18 protein-coding genes are annotated in these 21,961 nt (G+C 43.0%); 5 read left to right on the top strand and 13 right to left on the bottom strand.

All coding sequences use genetic code 11. The annotated features are described in order from the left end of the window. Positions 1 to 56 precede the first annotated feature (56 nt). The 3 genes from D1814_RS07745 to D1814_RS07735 all read right to left on the bottom strand — a co-directional run bounded on the left by D1814_RS07745 (position 57) and on the right by D1814_RS07735 (position 6,303). On the bottom strand, positions 57 to 1,562 hold the full coding sequence (locus tag D1814_RS07745) for a tryptophan halogenase family protein (RefSeq protein ID WP_118491084.1): 1,506 nt from the start codon (positions 1,560 to 1,562) through the stop codon (positions 57 to 59). Further along, on the bottom strand, positions 1,540 to 3,231 hold the full coding sequence (locus D1814_RS07740) for a tryptophan halogenase family protein (RefSeq protein WP_118491082.1): 1,692 nt from the start codon (positions 3,229 to 3,231) through the stop codon (positions 1,540 to 1,542). The genes D1814_RS07745 and D1814_RS07740 overlap by 23 nt, the downstream gene beginning before the upstream one ends. A 141-nt stretch (positions 3,232 to 3,372) precedes the next feature. After that, positions 3,373 to 6,303, bottom strand: a complete 2,931-nt coding sequence (locus D1814_RS07735; RefSeq protein ID WP_232369020.1) for a TonB-dependent receptor — start codon at positions 6,301 to 6,303, stop codon at positions 3,373 to 3,375. Between the two features lie 522 nt (positions 6,304 to 6,825). On the opposite strand from D1814_RS07735, the gene D1814_RS07730 reads away from it, so the two are divergent. From D1814_RS07730 to D1814_RS07715, 4 genes are all read left to right on the top strand, one after another. Further along, on the top strand, positions 6,826 to 8,163 hold the full coding sequence (locus D1814_RS07730) for a GH1 family beta-glucosidase (RefSeq protein ID WP_118491078.1): 1,338 nt from the start codon (positions 6,826 to 6,828) through the stop codon (positions 8,161 to 8,163). A gap of 17 nt (positions 8,164 to 8,180) precedes the next feature. Next, complete coding sequence (locus D1814_RS07725; RefSeq protein WP_118491076.1) at positions 8,181 to 9,788, top strand: MFS transporter; 1,608 nt, start codon at positions 8,181 to 8,183, stop codon at positions 9,786 to 9,788. A 45-nt stretch (positions 9,789 to 9,833) separates the two neighbouring features. Then, a complete protein-coding gene (locus D1814_RS07720) occupies positions 9,834 to 10,835 on the top strand; it encodes a LacI family DNA-binding transcriptional regulator (protein ID WP_118491074.1) in 1,002 nt (333 codons plus the stop codon). Positions 10,836 to 11,026: 191 nt separating this feature from the next. Next, positions 11,027 to 11,518: a nuclear transport factor 2 family protein gene (locus D1814_RS07715; RefSeq protein ID WP_118495339.1), complete on the top strand. Its 492-nt coding sequence runs from the start codon at positions 11,027 to 11,029 to the stop codon at positions 11,516 to 11,518. 40 nt (positions 11,519 to 11,558) lie between these two features. Here D1814_RS07715 and D1814_RS07710 read toward each other — a convergent pair whose 3' ends face one another. From D1814_RS07710 to D1814_RS07700, 3 genes are all read right to left on the bottom strand, one after another. After that, positions 11,559 to 12,200, bottom strand: a complete 642-nt coding sequence (locus D1814_RS07710; RefSeq protein WP_118491072.1) for an OmpA family protein — start codon at positions 12,198 to 12,200, stop codon at positions 11,559 to 11,561. A 372-nt stretch (positions 12,201 to 12,572) separates the two neighbouring features. Continuing rightward, positions 12,573 to 13,769 carry an HD-GYP domain-containing protein gene (locus tag D1814_RS07705; RefSeq protein WP_118491070.1) on the bottom strand — a complete coding sequence of 399 codons (1,197 nt, stop codon included), beginning with the start codon at positions 13,767 to 13,769 and terminating at the stop codon, positions 12,573 to 12,575. A 67-nt stretch (positions 13,770 to 13,836) separates the two neighbouring features. Then, positions 13,837 to 14,175 (bottom strand): MGMT family protein, encoded by a 339-nt coding sequence (locus tag D1814_RS07700; protein ID WP_118491068.1) that lies wholly within the window; start codon positions 14,173 to 14,175, stop codon positions 13,837 to 13,839. A 97-nt stretch (positions 14,176 to 14,272) separates the two neighbouring features. On the opposite strand from D1814_RS07700, the gene D1814_RS07695 reads away from it, so the two are divergent. Next, on the top strand, positions 14,273 to 14,854 hold the full coding sequence (locus D1814_RS07695; protein WP_118491066.1) for a tRNA-uridine aminocarboxypropyltransferase: 582 nt from the start codon (positions 14,273 to 14,275) through the stop codon (positions 14,852 to 14,854). A gap of 23 nt (positions 14,855 to 14,877) precedes the next feature. Here D1814_RS07695 and D1814_RS07690 read toward each other — a convergent pair whose 3' ends face one another. The 7 genes from D1814_RS07690 to atpA form a co-directional block, all read right to left on the bottom strand. After that, a complete protein-coding gene (locus tag D1814_RS07690) occupies positions 14,878 to 15,477 on the bottom strand; it encodes a glutathione S-transferase family protein (protein ID WP_118491064.1) in 600 nt (199 codons plus the stop codon). 78 nt (positions 15,478 to 15,555) lie between these two features. Then, positions 15,556 to 16,362, bottom strand: a complete 807-nt coding sequence (locus D1814_RS07685) for a hypothetical protein (protein ID WP_147402511.1) — start codon at positions 16,360 to 16,362, stop codon at positions 15,556 to 15,558. Between the two features lie 80 nt (positions 16,363 to 16,442). Then, positions 16,443 to 17,393 (bottom strand): hypothetical protein, encoded by a 951-nt coding sequence (locus tag D1814_RS07680; protein ID WP_118491060.1) that lies wholly within the window; start codon positions 17,391 to 17,393, stop codon positions 16,443 to 16,445. Between the two features lie 213 nt (positions 17,394 to 17,606). Further along, positions 17,607 to 18,020 (bottom strand): F0F1 ATP synthase subunit epsilon, encoded by a 414-nt coding sequence (locus D1814_RS07675; protein ID WP_012520215.1) that lies wholly within the window; start codon positions 18,018 to 18,020, stop codon positions 17,607 to 17,609. A 60-nt stretch (positions 18,021 to 18,080) separates the two neighbouring features. Next, positions 18,081 to 19,466, bottom strand: coding sequence for a F0F1 ATP synthase subunit beta (gene atpD / locus D1814_RS07670; RefSeq protein WP_025257162.1), 1,386 nt, complete (start codon positions 19,464 to 19,466; stop codon positions 18,081 to 18,083). A gap of 33 nt (positions 19,467 to 19,499) precedes the next feature. After that, positions 19,500 to 20,360: a F0F1 ATP synthase subunit gamma gene (gene atpG, locus D1814_RS07665; RefSeq protein ID WP_012520217.1), complete on the bottom strand. Its 861-nt coding sequence runs from the start codon at positions 20,358 to 20,360 to the stop codon at positions 19,500 to 19,502. Positions 20,361 to 20,418: 58 nt separating this feature from the next. Then, entirely contained in the window at positions 20,419 to 21,960 is a 1,542-nt protein-coding gene (atpA, locus tag D1814_RS07660) for a F0F1 ATP synthase subunit alpha (RefSeq protein WP_118491057.1), read from the bottom strand. Between the last annotated feature and the right edge of the window lies 1 nt (position 21,961).

The raw sequence follows: 21,961 nt of genomic DNA, 5'->3' as shown, positions 1-21,961 counted from the left end.
TGCTAGGCTCACTGTTAACGCGCGACCTGCCGCCAACAACTAACGCTTCAAATAATTCATTTCAAATACTGTGTTAAGAAGGCCTCGTGCGCGGGGAGTTTAGCTACATGGTTATCCACCTGCTGTTTTAATCCTGCCATAAATTGCTTTAAAGACTGCTCACTCATTTCATCGGCCACGCGGTGATATTGCTTGGGCGTCATGCCTTGGCCCATCAATACTTGAGTCCAGGAGTCGACACGAAAGATATCTCCATCATCTAAAAACACCCGGCCAGACTCGGCGAACAAAGCCAATTTATGTGTAAGTGACGGCGGTACGTCCATGCGCTGGCACTGTTGCCAAAATGGACTGTCTTCGCGCTGTGTCACCTTGTAATGCATAACAATGAAGTCGAGTATGGCCGACATTTCACTATCAAACTTGTTGTTGTATTCATCGATTGCGCTTTGGGTGATGCCATCAAAAGGGAATAAACGCATTAGGCGTATAAGGCCGGTCATTATTAGATGAATACTAGTCGACTCTAGTGGCTCAATAAAGCCACTGGATAGCCCTAACGCTACGCAGTTTTTATTCCAACCACGCCTGCGCTTACCGGGCGTAAAGCGAATCACTCTCGGCTCATTAATTGGCGCGCCCGGCACCTGCGATTTCAGTGTATCTATTGCTTCACCATCGCTCATAAAGCGGCTACAAAATACCAATCCGTTACCCATGCGTTCTTGAAGTGGGATCTGCCAGCGCCATCCCGCCTGATGTGCCACGCTTTTGGTGTACGGCACAGGTGGCGCAGTAAGCTCCGTTTGCATGGCAACTGCTCTATCGCAAAATAAATAGTGCTGCCAATCGTCATAGCCAGTGTGGAGCGCCTGTTCAATAAGCAGCCCTTTAAAACCCGTACAGTCTATGAAAAAGTCACCATCTACCACTTCACCGCTTGCTAATTGTAGGGATTGGATGTTGCCTGATTGCGGGAAAACATCGACCTTTTCTATATCCCCTATCTTGTGTGTCACCCCAGCTTCGCAAGCTAACGATTTTAAAAATCGACCGTAGGCGACGGCATCAAAATGATAAGCAAAGTTGAGCGGCATAGCTTCTGATGTAGCAAATTTATTCTGCTTAGCGGCAATCAGTTCAGGGCAATAATCACCAAACTCGCCACCAAACCCGTATTCTTTAGCCCGTAGCCAAAAATGGTGAAACTCGCCTGCCCAGCACTCTCTTCCGGTAATGCCAAACGAATGTATATAGCTGTGACCCTGTTCACGCCAGTTTTCAAACTCTATACCCAATTTAAACGTTGCTTGTGTAGCGCGCATGAAGGCTTTTTCGTCTATACCTAGCAACTTATGAAATGTTCTAATCGGCGGAATGGTGGCTTCGCCAACGCCTACAATACCAATATCTTTTGATTCAACTAGCGTAACCTTTATAGACTTACCCAAAAGCCGGGAGAGCGCCGTTGCCGCCATCCACCCTGCAGTACCACCACCTGCAATAACAACGTTTTTAACGGGCGTTTGATTGTTACTGCTATCTAAACCCGATACGGTCATAAGAGGTGTCCTTTTTATTTAAAGAGGTATTGTTATTTATATCTGTAGCGCTATTACTTTCACTTGAAGCGCAAGCGTGGCCATAGTCCTGACGTTGAAAATGCGCGTGAAGGTGTTTTTGTTCGTCGTTATAGCGCTTTGCGATATCTTTGAGCAGCGCATTATTAGTCGGCAGCCCCTGAAAATACGTATTTTTAGTTTGTTGTAACGTTTCGCGAATATGTAGGGATTTTCGCTTTTCTTTTTCGTTCAAGCATAGTGGCGGCGCTAGCGTAGTAAAGCCCATACCGTACAAAACATATTGGTAGCTAGCGGAGGGAAAAATCTCTTCGTTCTCGATAAGATCTAAGCGAGAAGGGCTTTGGAACTTCCACAGTTTAAGCAGCTCAGCGAGTGAGTCAGGAATTGAAGCATCACTTCTCTGTGCTACCCAATAAGGCTCTTCTCTATCACTCAGAACATAATGTAGCTTCAAAAAGTCGATGACTCGCTGCCAGCGGTATTCAAAGCGCGTGTTGTAGCGTTTACTGACTATTTCCATATGTGCTTTATTTTGCGGAAAAGCTTCACAGAGCATGCGTAAGCCAAGCTCAACCATGGCAATGGCTGATGCTTCTAGCGGTTCAACAAACCCCGAGGACATACCTAAGCTTAAGCAGTTTTCAACCCAAAACTTTGACCTGTAGCCAGGCTCAAAAGACAGTGTGCGAAAGGCAAGTTCATGCTCATTTGCACCAGGATAACGTTCACAAACATAGTCAATAAGGACCTGCTTTGCCTGTTCTGCATTTGTGAATTGAGACGAATAAACAAGGCCAGTACCCCGCCGGTGCTGCAATGCAATATCCCACGTCCACCCGCAGGTTTGCGCCGTAGCCATAGTGGTACTTTTTATTTCATTATCATTATCTGCGTAAGGCACTTGCAAGGCTATGGCTCTATCGTTAAGCATAGCGTGCTTAACGGGTACCCACGGTACATTGAAATGTTTATCAATAAGCAAACCGCTGCTTCCGGAACAATCGATAAACAAGTCGCCAAACACCTCTTGTCCACATTCTGTTACTACTTTTTCAATGTCGCCATTCGAATGTGAAGTGACCGAAGCAATATGGCCTATAAGGTGATTAACGTTCAGCTTCTCTACACAGTGCTTTTTCAATAAATCAGCGAGCTTTGTGGCGTCAAAGTGGTAACCGTAGTTAAGCACATGGGCATAGTCGGGCGTGGCAATTTGCTTGGGCGCCTTGCCTAATGCACACATTGCCGATTGTAGAGAAAAGGCGTCTTCGTATGGCATGTCGGGCGCAAAAGCTTGCCAACAAGCATGAATATTAAGTTCGTTGTAGCCCGTTGGAATAGTGAATGGATGGTGATAGCGATGCCCGCCTTTGCGCCAATTCACAAAACTAGAGCCTTGCTTGAAAGCACCTTGGCATAGGGTTAAAAATTCAGTTTCATTAATACCAATATCAAGAAGTGTATCGCGAAGTGACGGCCATGAACCTTCACCAACGCCGATGGATGAGATAGTAGGAGATTCAACAAGGGTAACCGAGTGTTTTGCGCTAAGCTTCGCTGCAAGAACGCCAGCAGCAAGCCACCCTGCAGTTCCACCACCAACAATGACGACCCGATGCAGACCGCATTGGTTTTGTGAATTACTCATATAACGATAACCACGCTATCTTGAAAAGCACTGTTTCTCTCACGTGTCGGATTTTTTGTTTACTATTCAAACAGCACTATGACAAAAAAGCCCGCTAAAGCGCAACCCTAAGCGCTATAACGGGCAAATACACCCCAATTTTTAGAATGTATATCTAGCACTTAACGCATACCTTGCGCCAAATTCATCCAAGTTCCAAAGCATTGCACTGGTGCGCCCATGTCGGCGAATATTTTCTTCAGTAATATTGATACCTTCAAAAGCCACGGTTAAGTCATCGGTTATATCGTAAGAGATACTCAAATCAATTTGAGAGTAGGCTTCGGTGTACCCTGGTTCATTAATATACTGAGATGTAGTGTCTAAGAACTTGTCACGCCAGTTGTATGCAATACGAGCTTGCAGCGCGTCTTTCTCGTACATGAATACTAGGTTTGCCGTGTCACTTAATCCCACTAGCGCGAACTGAGTAATAGAGGGTGCCGCTTCATTGTCAAACCCAATGTCACCTTTAACTGACGTATAGTTAGCTAACACACCAAAACCACTGTCGCCGAAGAAATGTTGTGCAGCCAATTCAAAGCCATAGATATTTGCGGCTTTATTGTTCACTGGCTTTGAGTTTATAAAAGTTATGAGAGGGTCGTCGCTGTTCGGTAAAATATCGAACTGTTGCTCAAATTGCTCATCGGTTAATGAGTCATATTCAATGCCGTTTTCTATGGCAGCAACCATATTAAAGAGAGATGTATCGTTTACTGGTATTCCACGGGCTTCTAACTCTGCACGCGCAGCTTCTGCGCGAGGGCCATTTGTCACATCTCTTAAGCCAAATACGTTCTCTTCAACTTGCTCGTTACCTATGAAGTTTTTCACTCGCTTGTCGTAAAAGCCCACAGACACATAGCTTGTTTCATCGAAATAGTACTCAACAGATAGGTCTAAATTATCGGACTCAAGCGGAATTAAAGATGGGTTACCAGAACTCGCCGTTGCTGTAATACTGTCGGAAAGGAGGGTAGGTCCACTCTGAGGTGATACAGATGCAGCAGCACTTAAGTTGTTGTATGTGGGTCGCGCGATGGTTTTACTGTAAGAAAAACGAGCAATGACATTTTCAACCACTTCAATATCGAAATCTAACGAAGGAAGTACATGGTCGTAGCTAGCCTCTACTTCAACGTCTTCCATTGCACTACCGAAACGCACGTTGAAGTCATTGTTCCCTTCCCAAGCTATACCGCTGGGCAGGCTGATATTTGCAATTGAAGTAACATCAGTATTTTCATAACGCACACCGGTCAGAAGGTTATATTCCATACCGTTTAACTCGCCCGATAGATCTAGCTCGAAATAAACGGCGGTAATATCTTCTTCAATGGTTCTGTTTGTTGCAAACGGGTTATTAGCAACCAAGTCGAAACCATACTGCTGCGCTGCAAATGCACCAATTTGCCCAACACTTCCGGTAAAGCCTTGAGAAAACATACCATCAGTATTGAAGTCATCAAACTCGTTAGCTAAATCGAGCGGGGTTAATGAACCTGAAGGTAGCTCTCCTGGATTTTCTATGCCCCAGTTACCCATAGTGTGGCGGGTTAGCGACTGAAGCGACGTACTTTCCATAGAACGAGATTCTATACCAAAGTTGATGCTTCCAGTGTCCATTGTATAAGAGCCATCAAGACGGGCTTGGGTGATTTCGGTATCTTGGGATGAAAAGTTCATGTCCAAAATTGATGTACCCACATCATCTTGGTCTAACACGCCGTTACCGTTCAAATTATCCCGCGCTGCATCGTCAAAATCGACAAACATAACAGGGAAATCACCGCTAAAGTCGACGCCTTGTCCTTTAACCACATTTGCACCTAGCCCTAAGTTAGTCCACGTCCCATAAGGGGCATCGGGGCGGCCTTCAGCTGACGAGTTATGAAGGTCAAAAACCAGAGTAAAGTCGTCATTAACGAAGTACTCAAGGTTTAGGCCAATCGATTTATTTTCGTTTACTTGGTTAAGTTCTTGTAGCGCTAAGCCTAAATCACGAGGAAGCAAATCCCGGCGCTCTTGTGAAATTAATATTGGTGTTTTAACCGCTTCATCATCGAAAGTTAGCTCAGCGAAATACCTATCGTCCATCCAAATAGACTGTTCAGCGCGCGCTTCATAAAGATCTTGTTTCGAATAAGTATAATCAAGCGTAGCCGTCATTTTTTCTGAGGGCGCAAATTGGAACGTTAGCTGTGCATTGGTTCTCTCACGCTCTCGGTCTGCCATGTAATAACGAAGGTCAGAAGGAATAGCAAACAGTTGTCCCATAGCTGGCGCATTATTTAATACAACAGGGTCACCGCTGTCTGGGTTCGCTGGGTCTGGAGATTGAGGAACAGTTCCATCGAAAGGATTTACTCTCCATTGATTAACAAATGCACCTTGTGCTGCGCTGTCACGCTGTTGGAAAGAGCCCGTAAATGTAACGCCAAAAGTGTTATCATCGTTGAGATAATTAATAAACCCTGACAGTTCTGGCGTAACATCATCGCCCACGCGATTGGTGGTATCGTGCAAGGCTTTCGCCCCCACGCTAGCAGTAATGCCATTGTCTGCTGCACCAAATGGGCGGGCAGTACGAATGTTAACCGTTGCACCAATACCGCCTGTTGCAATGCTAGCCCTGCCGGTTTTATACACTTCAACAGCCCGTACACTTTCAGAGGCAAGATCTGAGAAATCAAACGCGCGAGAATTTGGCGTACCGCCTCCTCCAGGTAAAGCAGAGCCTGGCATGGTCCTGCCATTTAAGGTAACCATATTGAAGTCAGGACCAAAACCTCGCGCTGTGACTTGGCTGCCTTCACCATTATTCCGGCTGATAGAGATACCTGTTATACGCTGCAATGATTCAGCTAAGTTGGTATCAGGAAATTTTCCGATATCTTCTGCTGAAATAGCATCGACAACACCCGACGAATCACGCTTTATTCCCATCGACTCTTGGACACTACTTCTGATACCTGATACTTGAATTACTTCAATATCGCTCTCTGATTCTTGGGCGGCGACCGGTGACATAACGCCACTGCTTAATGCGGTTCCCAGTATTAACGACAAGCTTGTTGCGATTTTACTTTTGTGTGGTGTTTTGTGTGTCACGATCGCTCTCTCTTTCATCTGTTATATAAGTGTGTTTGAACCTTTCGCGCCATGAGAAAGGGCTTTCCCTATAAATGAATGAAAAACCCTCAATAAGAAAGCGCTTTCCGAACATTAATTCAACAAAAGGATCAGATCAACACATTTTTTACAAAATATTCACAGAAGGTGCGTTTTGGGTAATTAAAAAAAAACTAATCACAAAAATAAATCCAATAAAATTAATAACATAAAATATAAACTTTAGTCTTAAAGTATTGCTCATTTTTTATGTTCGATAAGAGAAAACTATATACTCTATTAACGTTAACCTGACATTTTGTGAGAAAGCGCTTTCTAATTGTTTTTTATTTATGCTATAAATCACCTCTCATGAAAATTAGTCATACTGCTCTTTAGCGCAATATGTATTTTGCGCTTTAAGAAAAAAGGTTATCTATTATGCACAGTATTTCTCTACCCGCGGACAGCCCTTTGTTAAAGCGTTCATTTCTTTATGGTACCGCTACATCCAGCTTTCAGATAGAAGGTGATGCGGAAAATCGCTCAGAGTGTATATGGGATAGATTTTGTGAGCGCCCTTCTGCAATTGCCGATCACTCAAATGGCGAGGTGGCCTGTGACCACATAGCGCGTTGGAAAGAAGATTTCGAGATCTTGTTAGACTTAAATGTAGATGCTTATCGCTTCTCAATTTCTTGGCCTCGCGTCATGACGCAAGATGGTGAGTTAAACCCGAAAGGCGTAGCCTTCTACAAAACACTAATTGAAGCGCTGAACGAGAAAGGCATAAAGCCATTCGTAACACTGTATCATTGGGATCTTCCGCAATATTTAGAAGATAGAGGGGGATGGCTATACAGACAAACGGTTTATGAATTCCAAAACTATGTGGATAAAATCTCGCGCGCTCTCGGTGAAAACGTTTTTTCTTACGCTACTTTCAATGAACCGTTTTGCAGCGCTTACTTAGGTTATGAAATTGGCGTGCATGCGCCGGGTAGAACTGGAACAAAAAATGGGCGCACCGCAGCACACCACATTTTGCTAGCTCATGGTTTAGGCATAAAAACACTTAGAGAAAATGTTCCTAACAGTGAAGCCGGTATCGTATTGAATTTCACGCCATGCTACCCCGCCACTCAAAAACCGGAAGACTTATTAGCCACCCGCAAAGCAGATGAATATATCAATCAGTGGTATATGCTGCCAGTAATGGAAGGTAGCTATCCTGAAGTCATATACGAGCTAGACGAAGCAGATAGACCACCGATAGAGGAGGGGGATTTGGATATTATTTGTCAGCCTATCGACTTCTTAGGTGTTAACTTCTACACGCGTTTACACTATTCAGCGCCGAAGGAAAAAAACGCATTATTTTTCGAACACCCTCACCAAGGGCCGCTAACTGATATTGGGTGGGAAATCTATCCACAAGCGCTTTATGATTTACTTACATCATTGAATGAAAGGTATGCGCTGCCACCTATGTTCATTACTGAAAATGGCGCCGCTATGGCAGATAAATTAATAGATGGCGAAGTTAACGATGTCGACCGTGTTAAGTATTACCATGAGCATTTGAATATGGTCCACAAGGCAGTCAAAGAAGGAGTGAAAGTAAGTGGTTACTTCGCATGGAGTCTTTTGGATAACTTTGAATGGGCAGAGGGTTATGAAAAACGATTCGGGTTAGTTTACGTTGATTTTAACACCCAAAAACGTACGCCAAAACTTAGCGCTAATGTATACAAAACTTTGCTAGCAAGTCGAAAATAGTAATATTGGAAAAAACGATGGACCATAAACTAACGCTAAAAGAAAAGATAGGTTATGGCATGGGCGATGCTGCAGCTAACTTGGTATGGCGAGGCGCTCTCGCCTACCTTGCCGTTTTCTATACTGATACCTTTGGTATCACTGCTGCCGCTGCCGCCGTATTGTTCCTTGTGGTTCGTCTTTCAGACGGCGTTACCGATATCATTATGGGAATGATTGCCGACAGAACACAGACCAAAATGGGAAAGTTTCGCCCTTGGATATTAGGCTCTACGCCATTTCTCGGTCTTTTTATGGTCCTTTGTTTTACTACTCCAGAACTTTCTTACTCAGGTAAATTGGTTTATGCCTACCTGACTTACATCGGACTTACACTGGCGTACACGGCGAATAACGTCCCGTATTCAGCCTTAATGGGCGTAATGACAACTGACGATAGGGAGCGTACAAGTTTATCTGGCTTTCGATTTGCGGGAGCTTTCTTAGGCGGGCTGATAGTTATGGGGTGCCTACCTATGTTGGTAAATTGGTTAGGAAAGGGCAATGACGCTGCCGGCTATCAGTACACTATGTGGCTGTTCGCCACCTTACTTGTCACGCTAATGCTCATTACAGTATTTACCACGAAAGAACGTGTAACAGTACAACCACTTTCAGAGTCTGGACACTCTAAACCGCGTTTATCCGATGTAAAATTAGGTGACCAACTATCGTCCGCACCTCGCTCGCTATCATCTGAGCTTAGCGACTTGGGTAAGCAATTGCCGTTAATTTTAATCCCTCTTTCAGCTATTACCGCCTTTTTTTATTATAGAGACATCCTAACAGGCGCAATATTCATTATTGTTATGGCGCTTACTACTATCGCCATTAGACGTCTAATTCGTCGTCCAGAATCTAAAAACTCCCGTTCTCAGCAAGATATTATCGATCTGCTTTCAAATAGACCCTGGCTTATTTTGTTAGGCATGGGCTTCTTAACCATGATGTTTAATGGCATTAAGTATGGCGTTATTGCTTATTATTTTAAATATTACATAGGAAACGAACTACTTACCGGGTACTTTTTCATTGCTCTTCTGTTGGTATCCATTGTTGGAGCACTAGCAACATCAAAGCTATCTTCGATAGTGGGGAGAAAGAAGCTTTTTATAGTCGCGCTATTAGCGAGTAGCTTACTAACCTGTGGCATTTACTTTGTGCCCCAAGGTAGTGTGCGTGGAATATTCATTTTAGGCTGCAGTGCCGAATTTTTTGCCGCTATTTTACCCACCTTATTTTTCTCTATGCTGGGCGACGCCGCGGACTATAGTGAATATAAAACGGGACGCAGAGCTACTGGACTTGTGTATTCTGCTGGCTCATTTGTTCAAAAGACTGGGGGTGGCTTTGCAGGTGCCTTAGTACTGTTGGTGTTGGGTAGTTACGGTTACAACGGTCTCGATGTCAATACTATCAGCCAATCGCTTCCTGGTATGAAGTCACTGATGAGCTGGATACCTGCATTATTCGGTTTCGCTGGTGCAGCACTTATTTGTTTGTACCCTCTAGATGACGAAAAACAGCGAGAAGTTACTAAGGCATTGCTCACTCGACGTAGCGAACAACCGCCGATAACGGCATAATACAAAAACGTTAAGTGATTGTTTTAATAAACGAGGTTTTTTCACGTGCCTACCATTTACCAAGTTGCCGAGCGCGCAGGTGTTTCTTTATCTACCGTATCCCGCGTTTTAAACGGAAAAGCATCGGTAAATAAGGTGTTGAGAGAGCGTGTGGAAAAAGCGGTGGAAGAATTAAACTACCGACCGAATTCCGTCGCGCGCTCTTTGGCTAATAGCCGAACAGACAGTGTAGGTGTGCTTGTACCCGAACTAAATGCGCCTTTTTTCGGCGACTTGATGCAAGCAGTAGAGTCAACGCTACGTGCTGCAGATAAACACGTCATTATCACAGTAGGGCGAAATTGTCTTGAAACTGAAAAAGATGCGGTAGAATTTTTAATAAGCCGTAACTGCGATGCGCTTATCATGCACGCCGAAGCGCTGACCGATGAATACTTATTAGAACTTAATCAGTCCAAACTTCCTATTGCTTTAGTTAATAGACAACTAGAGGGTCTCTCTGAGGCCTGCACTACCTTAGACAATGAAAAAGGTGGATATATTGCCACCCGCCACTTGCTCGAATTGGGCCATAAGAACATTGCATATATTTCAGGTCCTATCGAAAAGGATGATGCCAAGCTTCGTTTGGAAGGACACAAACGTGCGTTGTCTGAAGCTGGACTTTCAATAAACTCCGAACTTATCTTCGAAGGTAATTATACTGAAGAAGATGGAAAGCTTGGCTTATTGGAACTTATGGCTCGCGACCTACCATTTACGGCACTTGTCTGTGCTAACGATTGGATGGCATCAGGAGTAATAAGCTGCGCCCGAGATTTGGGCATGAGTCTTCCTCACGACTTATCTATTGTAGGTTTCGATGACGTCGTTTTCGCACATCATGTGTTCCCACGCTTAACGACGGTAAGTAACCCTGTTGCTAACATGGCCGAAATGTCAGCGAAATATATTTTAAACAAAGTCTATGGGCTATCTAACGAGGTGAAGCTGAGCTTCGAGCCCACGCTTATAGTGCGAGAATCTACGATAAAGTATGATGGCTAAAGCAGGTAGCACCCCTTATCCGTTATCGAATTATTAAGGGAAGTCTGTTTGTATTAAGCAGGTGGAGCCAATCGAGACATTAGCTCCGTATAATGCGAAAAAATAACGCGTTAGAGACTGTTCCATGTGGAACCTGGTAGAACGGTAGCCACATCGTGGAAAATTAGATGGGAAGTGGACAGGAGGAAGTGATGAGGTATTTATTATTGGGTTTTCTATTGCTTTGTTTAGGAGTAGGGACTAACGTCAGTGCCAATACTGACAAAATATCGGTAAACCGAACTCTTGACGCGCTGCATCACAATGCCTCTGTTGCTGACTTTCAAGGTTATTTCGACTTATATCATGATAGTGCCATTTTCATCGGTACTGATGCGTCTGAAGTTTGGAACAAAGAAACATTTAAGGCTTACGCGAAACCTCATTTCGATAAAGGTACAGGGTGGACCTATCTCCCCAGAAACAGACACATATATTTCTCTTCAGACCGTAATGTAGCTTGGTTCGACGAGTTGCTGGACAATAAAAGCTTAGGCGAAACAAGGGGGACTGGCGTTCTTATAAAAGCTGGCGAGGATTGGAAGCTAACCCAATACCATTTAGCTATACCTATTCCTAATTCTCTAGCTGACAGCGTTGCCGAGCAAATTAAATCAATGGATAAAGCAAAAGCCCCGCTATGAAACGGGGCTTTTGCAACTTTAACTTACTACCTATTGACCGTTAGGTATTAGATTGAGTAAGAGGCTGAATTTCCATCTCGACACGACGGTTCATAGAGCGGTTTGCCGCACTGGTGTTAGGCACTTTTGGCGCGTATTCGCCCATACCTACCGTTGTAATACGCGTAGGATTAACTGAATAGTTAATCAGTAAGTTTTTAACCGCACCCGCACGACGTTCAGATAAAGACTGGTTGTACTGCTCAGACCCCGTATCATCAGTGTGCCCTTTGATCATCAAAACGGTTTTCTCATAGTTGTTTACGACTTTCGCAACATCTTGAAGGACTGGGTTAAAATTGGGGCTAATACTTGAGCTATCTGTAGCAAAAGTAATATCACCTGGCATAATTAATCTTAGGTTATCGCCTTCACGTACCACTTGAACGCCAGTATCAGAAAGTTCACTTCGAAGCTCTTCTTCCTGTTTATCCATGTAATTACCAATTGCACCACCAGCAACAGCGCCTACCGCAGCACCCCACGCGTAACGACTTTTATCGTTATCGCCAGTAGCCTTACCTAACAATGCGCCCACTACAGCGCCGATAGCGGCGCCTTTTTGAGTATTATTAGGATCAGTTGCACAACCAGCTACCGTTAATGATGCAGCAATTAAACTTACAGCAAGAGTCTTTTTCATAACTTCCTCTTATTACAATTAAAAGCCCTGCATTGAGAAGCGGCAGATGTCCTTTGCCGCGCTCAATAAGCTTTGTATAAAAACTTTTATAAATATCTTTACGTTAAATTAGCAATTTGTGTTCCATTCATTGAAGGTCAAATAGCCATCATCGAATAGATACTACTCTCTACACATTAGTTTTAATAAATTATTGCTGTTAGATCAAAGGCTAACGAGAGTCCCTTGTATCTTTGTTAGCAGTTATTGCTAAATTGTAGAAGACACATGCTGAACGTAAGCTAAATGAATCAGTTTATTTTTGCAGAAAGTGAAAAAAGAGGCGTAACCTCACAGTGTAAACTCTACACTCTGTTGCCAATCAGTAACGTTTTATCCAACCGAAACCGAACGCTCAAAGAATGCATTTACATCTATTTTGTAGTCTGAAGCGATAACAGCCTTTGTGATGCTTACGGTTTTATCTATAGATAGGTCAATATCTTTCGGTGTTAAATAATGACTGTTACGGACGGAATAGAAAACCTTTACTAATGGCGTAAGAGGTGAACCTTTCTGTTCCAGTACCATAGCTAGCCTTTCATTAGACAATAATACTAGGCTACCTACGGGATAAACACCTAGGCATTTTATAAATTGCTGAACAAGCGATTTATCAAGTCGGGTGGGGGCATCATTCATTAAAATAGAGAATGCTTTTTGGCTAGACATACCTGCTTTGTAAACCCTATCCGCAGTCAACGCATCGTACATATCTGCAATAGCCAACATACGTCCTGCTTTGCTAATGTCGTCACCCTTGGTTCCGGCTGGGTAGCCTAGACCGTCTAAACGTTCATGGTGTTCACTAATTGCCTGTATAAGCGGTTGCGCTATGTCTGTTTCTTTTAGATAGTCTACGCCGTGCTTTACATGCCCCTTCATAATATCCATTTCGCTATCTGTTAAGCGACCTGGTTTATGAAGTATTTCATCTGGAATTTTTATTTTGCCTAAATCATGCAAAAAACCCGCGTAAGAAAGATCTTGAACCTCTTCTTCTGACATACCTAAAAACTTGCCAAAATTCGCTAACAGAATAGCAACGTTAAGGGAGTGTTCTAGTAAGTAATCATCTTTTTCGCGAATTTTAGTTAAGCAAAGCAGCGCATCAGGATTTCTATCAACTGACTCCACCAGCTTGCTCGAAAATGCTTTTGGAATGCTTGCATCAAAAGGTGTTTCCTTTTGAACACTAGCAAGCAAAAGCTTTTGAATCGCTTTGCCTTGTTCGTGAAGTTTGGATGCCCTCGTTAGCTCATTTTCAAGGGAAACTTTTTTAGCTTTTTCAGCCTTATTCGAATTATTCGGCTTACTATTGTCCGTAGAAGAAGTTGAATTATTACTAGGATCAAATGCTTTCTCAGTATCGATAGCTAATGTTTTTACGCCTTGCTTCTTCAATACATTAACGACATCGTTTGATATAACACGCCCTTGGCTTTTAACCGTTAAAGTACCTTTTTGCTCTAATATTTGATGAACAAACATACCCGGTATTAGCTGATCTATCGTAATCTTTTTAATCATTCTAAATGCACAACACTATTTTCCAAATGCAGTTCGGTGCTATTAAGGAGTTTCATAACTGTAAACCCTAATACTTTAACTCTACCAGTATAGTGTGTAAATCTGGCGTCCATGCGAATTTTCTCATATTGACCCGGTTATTTTTAACTACAACACCTTCCGCTGTTAAACGCTGTCGTTGCTCCTCTGCTTTTTCCGAGCCAGCAGGAAAAGCAATTTTTCCGTCACTACGTAATACTCTATGCCAGTTACAGTCTATGGTTATCTCTCTTAAACATTTTCCCATCATTCTTGCTCTGCCAGGTAACCCACATAAATCAGCGAGTTGGCCGTAACTAATTACATGTCCTGATGGTACGTAAGAAAGCGTTTTCTCTACTCTAGATTGTACGGCTTCACCTGCCATGATGTATATTATCCTATCTGGTAAGTTGCGCTGTTAAATAGGTGATTGCGATAAATGAACGCAGTTAACATTGTAAAAAAGGTAGAGAAATTAGGTAATGCGCCTTTATTGTAAAAAATGTGGATACCCCGAAGCAACGTGTATCTGCGCCCATATTAGCACTGTGAATACGTCGTTGAATATCATCATTATTCAGCATGAAAAAGAAGCCTATCATGCAAAAAATACTGCAAGGCTAGTTTCTTTGTGTATTCCAACAAGTCGTATTGTTCTTACAAATGATGCGCAAGCTATGGGTAGCTTGCCCAACGAGTGCTCTCTAGAACATACAGCACTCATGTATCCCAGTGATACCAGTATGCCGATAGAAAGAACTGCACCAGAAAGACTAAAGCAATTGTCTACCTTGTTGTTAATAGACGGCAGTTGGAAACAGGCATTCGGCATAGTTAAACAACATCCATGGCTCGCTACTTTGCCTACATTTCACTTTTCATCGGCGCCAACGTCTAATTATGCAATCCGCCACACAAAATTAGAGCACGCGCTCTCTACACTCGAAGCGACTGCCTATTCGATAAGTTGTTTAGAAAAAACCGACGTATCTGCACTTCACGAAGCACAGTGTGCCTTACAAAAACATTGGCAAGGGCCAAAGTCCCATAGAAGACAAATCTAACGCTTAGAAGGCCACAGGTCTTTCTAAATGTTCATTGGTATAAAGCCTTTGTGCTCTTTAATTAAACTTATCCAATGGCGAATAGCAGGGTACGCCGACAAGTCGAAGCCGCCTTCATGAGCTACATGGGTATAAGCAAACAGTGATATATCAGCTAAGCTAATGGTATCGCCTATCAAATAGGGTGTGTTGTTAAGTTGATGTTCCATTACCTCAAGCGCTCGGTATCCACCCGCTTGCTTAGACTCATATTCCGCTTTTCTGTCATCAGGCAACCCTAAATAGATATTGATGTAGCGGGCAACGGCGATATAGGGTTCGTGGCTATACTGTTCGAAAAACTGCCACTGTAACAGTTGCGCAAAGTGATAGGGGGAAGAGGGAACGTAGGGCGTATTAGAAGCAAGGTAATGCATAATAGCGTTTGACTCTGACAACACCCTTCCGTCATCGAGTTCAAGTATGGGAATTTTACCGTTAGGCGTTTTTTCAAGAAAGGAAGGGGCTCTAGTCTCCCCCTTCATAATATCAACATCAACCCATTCACAGGCTTTGCCTAATAGAGAAAGAAGCAATTCGAGTTTGTAGCAGTTTCCAGAACGTTTATCGCCGTATATTCGCACAGTAGTAATCTCAATACAGTTAGGTAGAAGGCAACATGCAAGTGAATCAGCTTAAGCACGCTGATTCACTTAGCTACATTAACCTTTATCTATACACGCAGTAAAATTAGAATTGCAGTATTTTTCTTTCAGGCCAAGTAAATATTCTATTTCTTTGCTTCTTTCTGAGGTCACACTTTCTTTTATTAGGCACTCTATTCTTTTATCTAAATCGCTCGCCAGTGACTGTTTTGCCTTTCTTAATTTACGATAATAATTGATTAATGGCGAAACGAGTAGGAGCGTTAAAAACAGGCATAATGAAGATATAAAAACCATATCAAACAAATGAATTGATAAGTTCATCCAGAATACAGGCATTATTAAGAACACCAGTAAAATTGTGGCAATAGTGATTGCGGCCACGGTCATTACACTCTGATACATCTTTATTTTAACAATAAGCTCCATACCTTCTGTATTAAGAAACTTCCTGAGGTGCCGATTCACTGTCGTTATTTGGAATATGTATAGAGACATCAGTAACCAAAAAGGTATTGCTCCCACAGCAACGATAAAAACTTCTTTCTGGTTTATTCTCGAAATAACTCCTTCAGTTACCATATACAAAATAGGCATTATAAAACCTAAAGTCGCTGACCAAATCAGGTGCATTTTGAAGCGCTCTGATAAGGTTCTTCTATGTACCCAAAAACTATGACGCCGATTAGTTACATCAAGAATAAGTAAAAGGTGTTTGGCAACACTCTTTTGAATGACTCTAATAGATAAAAGAAACGCACCACTAAGTAGTGATGTTCCGATTGCCGTATTAAAGTCTCTCTGTGCATCTTTAGAGCTAATATCAAGCTGTATTGTGCCGCCAATAATGTGTAAAACGATCATGGAGGTTACGAGTAGTACGGGATACGTTAGGTTTTCTAGTAAATTAACTTTATTCATAAGAAGAAATTAGGTACAGGCTCTTATAAGTGCATTTTGAAGCTGGGGGAGAAAATTAAAACGATCCCCCAAGAAATAGCTATTAATAGAGCGCAAGCAATAAACCTTATTTTGTCTTTAACCCCGTATAGATTTATCGATAGCGAATTTATCCCTTCTAATTCTTGCTCGGATAGCACTAACTTTTCTGAAGACATCTCTTTGTTCACTCGTTCATTAAGCTCTTTGCACTTTTTATTTTTCCCGTTAAGCCACTGAGAATGTAACTTTAAAACTGGGTAAAATAGGTAAAACGCTATAATGCATAAAACCAATAACGTCATAGCAATATCCAAAAAAGGAACGTTCTTGTTTATCCAAAATATAGGGAAAAGAGAAAATGCGCCAATAGATAAAGTCGCGTTAGTTAAGGATAAACGAGCCAAAGAGGAGAGAGAGTTTAAATAGTCAATGTAGTTCTCAGTTTGACTTAGTACGTGCTTTTTTAGATAGCTTACGTTTGACGTAGACTGAATTAAAAAGAGAAAAAACAAAAACCAAAAAAGTACTGCACATCCTGTAATCACGTATTGATACAACTTTACCTCGGAAAAAAGCAGGTTTTCTACAATTACGTACATTACAGTCGCAAAAATAGCAGTAATAAGGCTATTTATGGTGTGTAGCTGGAATTTTGTGAAAAGTTTTTGCCTATGTTGGCTCAAATGACTCAACTGGTTTGTTTTTACCAATATTGAGATCATTGTGCTTAGTACATTCTTATGATTTAGTTGTAAACAAAGACAAAAATACCCAGAAAGCAAAGTCATGCCAATTGCTGAATTAAAGTCTCTTTGCTCACGAACGCTTCCGTTATTGTCCAGCGCTAAAACACCACTGAAGTAGTGTATAACTAGAAGAACAACAACCAATAAGAATGGATACAATCCTATAAATACACCGTTATGCGCATTTGAATATGGATTTAGTTTCATTATTTAAATAATTATTTAAAGGTAGTTCTTCTTACTTTCATTTAATTTAAAGAACGCTAAAGAAGCATACCCATGGGCTACTGATACCATCACAACCTTAAGCGTTAAAGCCAGCGTAAGCAATATAAATAAGCGTTAGAGAATGTGAACGTTCACTTTTCGTTCGACAATAAAAAACCCGCCAGATGGCGGGCTTTTTCAAAGCTGTGCTTTTTACTTGCGTAACTTCTGAATAAGACGAAGTTGTGCAATTGCTTCTGCAAGCTCGTGAGCTGCTTCGGCATAGTTAAAGTCAGCGCCTGGATTGGCGATGTGCTCTTCTGCACGTCGTTTGGCTTCTTGTGCTGCCTGCTCGTCAAGATCTTCAGCTCGAACCGCGGTATCAGCCAGTACGGTAATGTTGTTAGGCTGTACTTCTAGTACACCACCTGCAACATAAATAACTTCTTCTTCACCGTGCTGTTTAACCAAACGCACCATACCAGGTTTAATAGCAGAGATAAGTGGCGCGTGTCCTGGGTTAATACCCAATTCACCTTCGCTACCTGTCACCTGAATCGATTCAACGCGTCCAGAGAAAATCGCTTTCTCCGCGCTTACTACGTCCAAATGTACTGTCATTGCCATGTGAACCTCCTGATTAGGTACGTTAGCATGATGCTAGGCTAGCTAATGCTAGCCCCGCCATTATGCTTTCTTGGCTTTCTCTAGCGCTTCTTCGATAGAACCAACCATGTAGAAGGCCTGCTCTGGAAGGTGATCATACTCACCGTCTAGAATACCTTTAAAACCACTGATTGTGTCTTTTAGAGAAACATATTTACCAGGTGCACCGGTAAATACTTCTGCTACGAAGAACGGCTGAGATAGGAAACGCTGAATCTTACGAGCACGTGATACCACTTGCTTGTCTTCTTCAGATAGTTCGTCCATACCTAGGATCGCGATGATGTCTTTCAGCTCTTTATAACGCTGAAGAACAGTCTGTACGCCACGTGCTACGTCGTAGTGCTCTTGACCTATTACTAGCGGGTCTAGCTGACGAGACGTTGAATCTAGTGGGTCTACCGCAGGGTAAATACCAAGAGACGCGATATCACGAGAAAGTACTACCGTTGCATCCAAGTGAGCAAAGGTTGTCGCTGGAGATGGGTCAGTCAAGTCATCCGCAGGTACGTATACCGCTTGGATTGAGGTGATTGAACCAGTCTTCGTTGACGTAATACGTTCCTGAAGTACACCCATCTCTTCTGCAAGAGTAGGCTGGTAACCTACCGCAGATGGCATACGACCTAGAAGTGCTGATACTTCAGTACCTGCTAGAGTATAACGATAGATGTTATCTACGAAGAAAAGAACGTCACGACCTTCGTCACGGAACTTCTCAGCCATAGTTAGACCGGTAAGTGCAACACGTAGACGGTTACCCGGTGGCTCGTTCATCTGACCATATACAAGCGATACTTTATCAAGTACGTTTGAGTCGTTCATTTCGTGATAGAAATCGTTACCCTCACGAGTACGCTCACCAACACCTGCGAATACTGAGAAACCGCTGTGCTCGATCGCGATGTTACGGATAAGTTCCATCATGTTTACGGTTTTACCTACACCCGCACCACCGAATAGACCAACTTTACCACCCTTAGCGAATGGGCAAACCAAGTCGATTACTTTGATACCAGTTTCTAGTAGTTCTACCGAGCTAGACTGATCTTCGTAGCTAGGCGCTTCACGGTGAATAGACATACGCTCTTCTTCACCAATTGGGCCTGCTTCGTCGATTGGGTTACCCAATACGTCCATGATACGACCTAGTGTCTTTGTACCAACTGGAACCATGATTGGGTTACCGGTATTTTCTACTGCAAGACCACGTTTTAGTCCGTCAGTAGTACCTAGTGCGATGCCACGAACAACACCGCCACCTAATTGCTGTTGCACTTCCAGGGTTAGACCTGACAAGTCACCTTCGGTAACTCGTAGTGCGTCATAAACTCTTGGTACCGCATCTTGTGGAAACTCAATATCCACAACGGCGCCAATGATTTGGACGACCTTACCTTGACTCATAATTTGTCCTCGTTATCTCTTTTAAACCTTTGCCTACACCGCTGCGGCACCGCTAACAATCTCACTAATTTCTTGTGTGATCGCAGCCTGACGCGCTTTGTTATATACCAGTTGTAACTCATCAATAAGGTTACCGGCGTTGTCGGTTGCTGCCTTCATGGCAACCATTCGCGCAGCTTGTTCTGACGCCGCGTTTTCTACAACACCCTGATACACCTGAGACTCAATGTAACGAACCATTAGTGCTTCCAAAATTTCTTTTGGATCTGGCTCGTAGATGTAGTCCCAACGATGTTGATATTCTTCGTCTTCTGACTTTGGCAAAGGCAATAACTGATTGATCACAGGTTTCTGTGTCATGGTGTTAACGAAGTCATTAAATACCAAGAATACTCGGTCAATTTGCCCTTCGTCGTACGCCTTAAGCATAACGCGCACAACACCCACTACATCGCTCACAGACGGCTTGTCACCTAAACCAGATTCAGCAGCAAGCAACTTGCCACCAAAGCGGTTGAAGAAACTGCACGCTTTAGAACCTAATGCAGCGAAATCCACTTCTACACCCTGTTCACGCCATTTTTTGACGTCTTGGGTGACGAGCTTAAATTCATTGGTGTTCAAGCCACCACATAAGCCTCGGTCAGTGGAAATCACAATGTAACCGACGCGCTTGACTTCACGCTCTTCCAAATATGGATGGCGATATTCAAGGTTACCGTTTGCAATGTGACCAATCACTTTAAGCATATTTTGTGCATATGGACGGCCAGAAGCCATACGTTCCTGCGCCTTTTTCATTTTAGACGCAGCAACCATTTCCATCGCACTGGTAATCTTTTGAGTATTTTTGATACTCCCAATCTTACCTTTTATTTCTTTACCGCTGGCCATGACTATCTCTCCGATTACTCAACGAATTGCGCTGGTGGTTAAACACCAGCACCATTGATTACCAAGTTTGTGTCGCTTTAAAGTTTGTTAAAGCGTCGTTCAACTTAGAGGCAATCTCGTCGTTGTAGTTACCTGATTCGTTGATAGTCTTCATAAGGTCAGCGTGTTCGCTGTTCATGTAAGAGTGAAGAGCGGCTTCAAAATCTAGGATTTTGTTAAGCTCGATACCCTTAAGGAAACCTTTTTCTACCGCGAACAGAGATACACCCATGTTAGCAATTGATAGTGGAGCGTACTGCTTCTGCTTCATTAGCTCAGTTACGCGCTCACCGTGCTCAAGTTGCTCACGAGTTGCATCATCAAGGTCAGAAGCAAACTGCGAGAACGCCGCAAGTTCACGATACTGAGCTAGAGCTAGACGGATACCGCCACCCAATTTCTTGATGATTTTAGTCTGTGCAGCACCACCAACACGAGATACCGAGATACCAGCGTTAACCGCTGGACGGATACCTGCGTTAAACAAGTCAGTTTCTAGGAAAATCTGACCATCGGTAATTGAGATTACGTTAGTTGGTACGAATGCAGATACGTCACCAGCTTGCGTTTCGATAATAGGAAGCGCAGTCAATGAACCAGTCTTACCTTTCACTTCACCATTAGTGTAACGCTCAACGTATTGCTCGTTTACACGTGCAGCACGTTCTAGTAGACGTGAGTGAAGGTAGAATACGTCACCTGGGTAAGCTTCACGGCCTGGTGGACGCTTAAGTAGTAGTGAGATTTGACGGTAAGCAACAGCTTGCTTAGACAAATCATCATATACGATTAGCGCATCTTCACCGCGGTCACGGAAGTATTCACCCATAGTACAACCAGAGTAAGGCGCTAGGTATTGAAGCGCTGCAGACTCAGAAGCAGATGCTGCTACCACGATAGTGTGGTCAAGGGCACCGTGCTCTTCTAGTTTACGTACTACGTTAGCGATAGTAGACGCTTTCTGACCAACCGCTACGTACACACACTTAATGCCTGTACCTTTTTGGTTGATGATAGCGTCAACAGCCATTGCTGTTTTACCACACTGACGGTCACCGATGATAAGCTCACGCTGACCACGACCTACTGGGATCATGGCATCAACTGACTTATAACCAGTTTGTACTGGCTGGTCTACTGATTGACGTTCAATTACGCCAGGTGCAATTTTTTCAACTGGCTCGAAACCAGCCGCGTCAATTGCGCCTTTACCATCAATAGGTTCACCTAGTGTGTTTACAACACGACCAAGAAGTGCGGTACCTACTGGTACTTCAAGAATACGGCCAGTAGATTGTACTTTATCGCCTTCTTTCAGGTCCGCATAAGGACCCATAACAACTGCACCTACAGAGTCTCGCTCAAGGTTTAGTGCAATTGCGTAACGGCTTCCAGGAAGCTCAATCATTTCACCCTGCATTACATCTGCAAGGCCATGAATGCGGATAATACCGTCAGTTACTGCGACGATAGTACCTTCATTACGTGCTTCACTGCTTACATTGAACTGTTCAATTCTTTTCTTGATCAGTTCAGCAATTTCAGTGGAATTAAGTTGCATG

The sequence above is a fragment of the Alteromonas sp. BL110 genome, assembly GCF_003443615.1.
GTDB lineage: Bacteria > Pseudomonadota > Gammaproteobacteria > Enterobacterales > Alteromonadaceae > Alteromonas.
The sequence above is the reverse complement of the archived record's forward strand: the minus strand, read 5'-3'. Positions and strand labels throughout refer to the sequence as shown.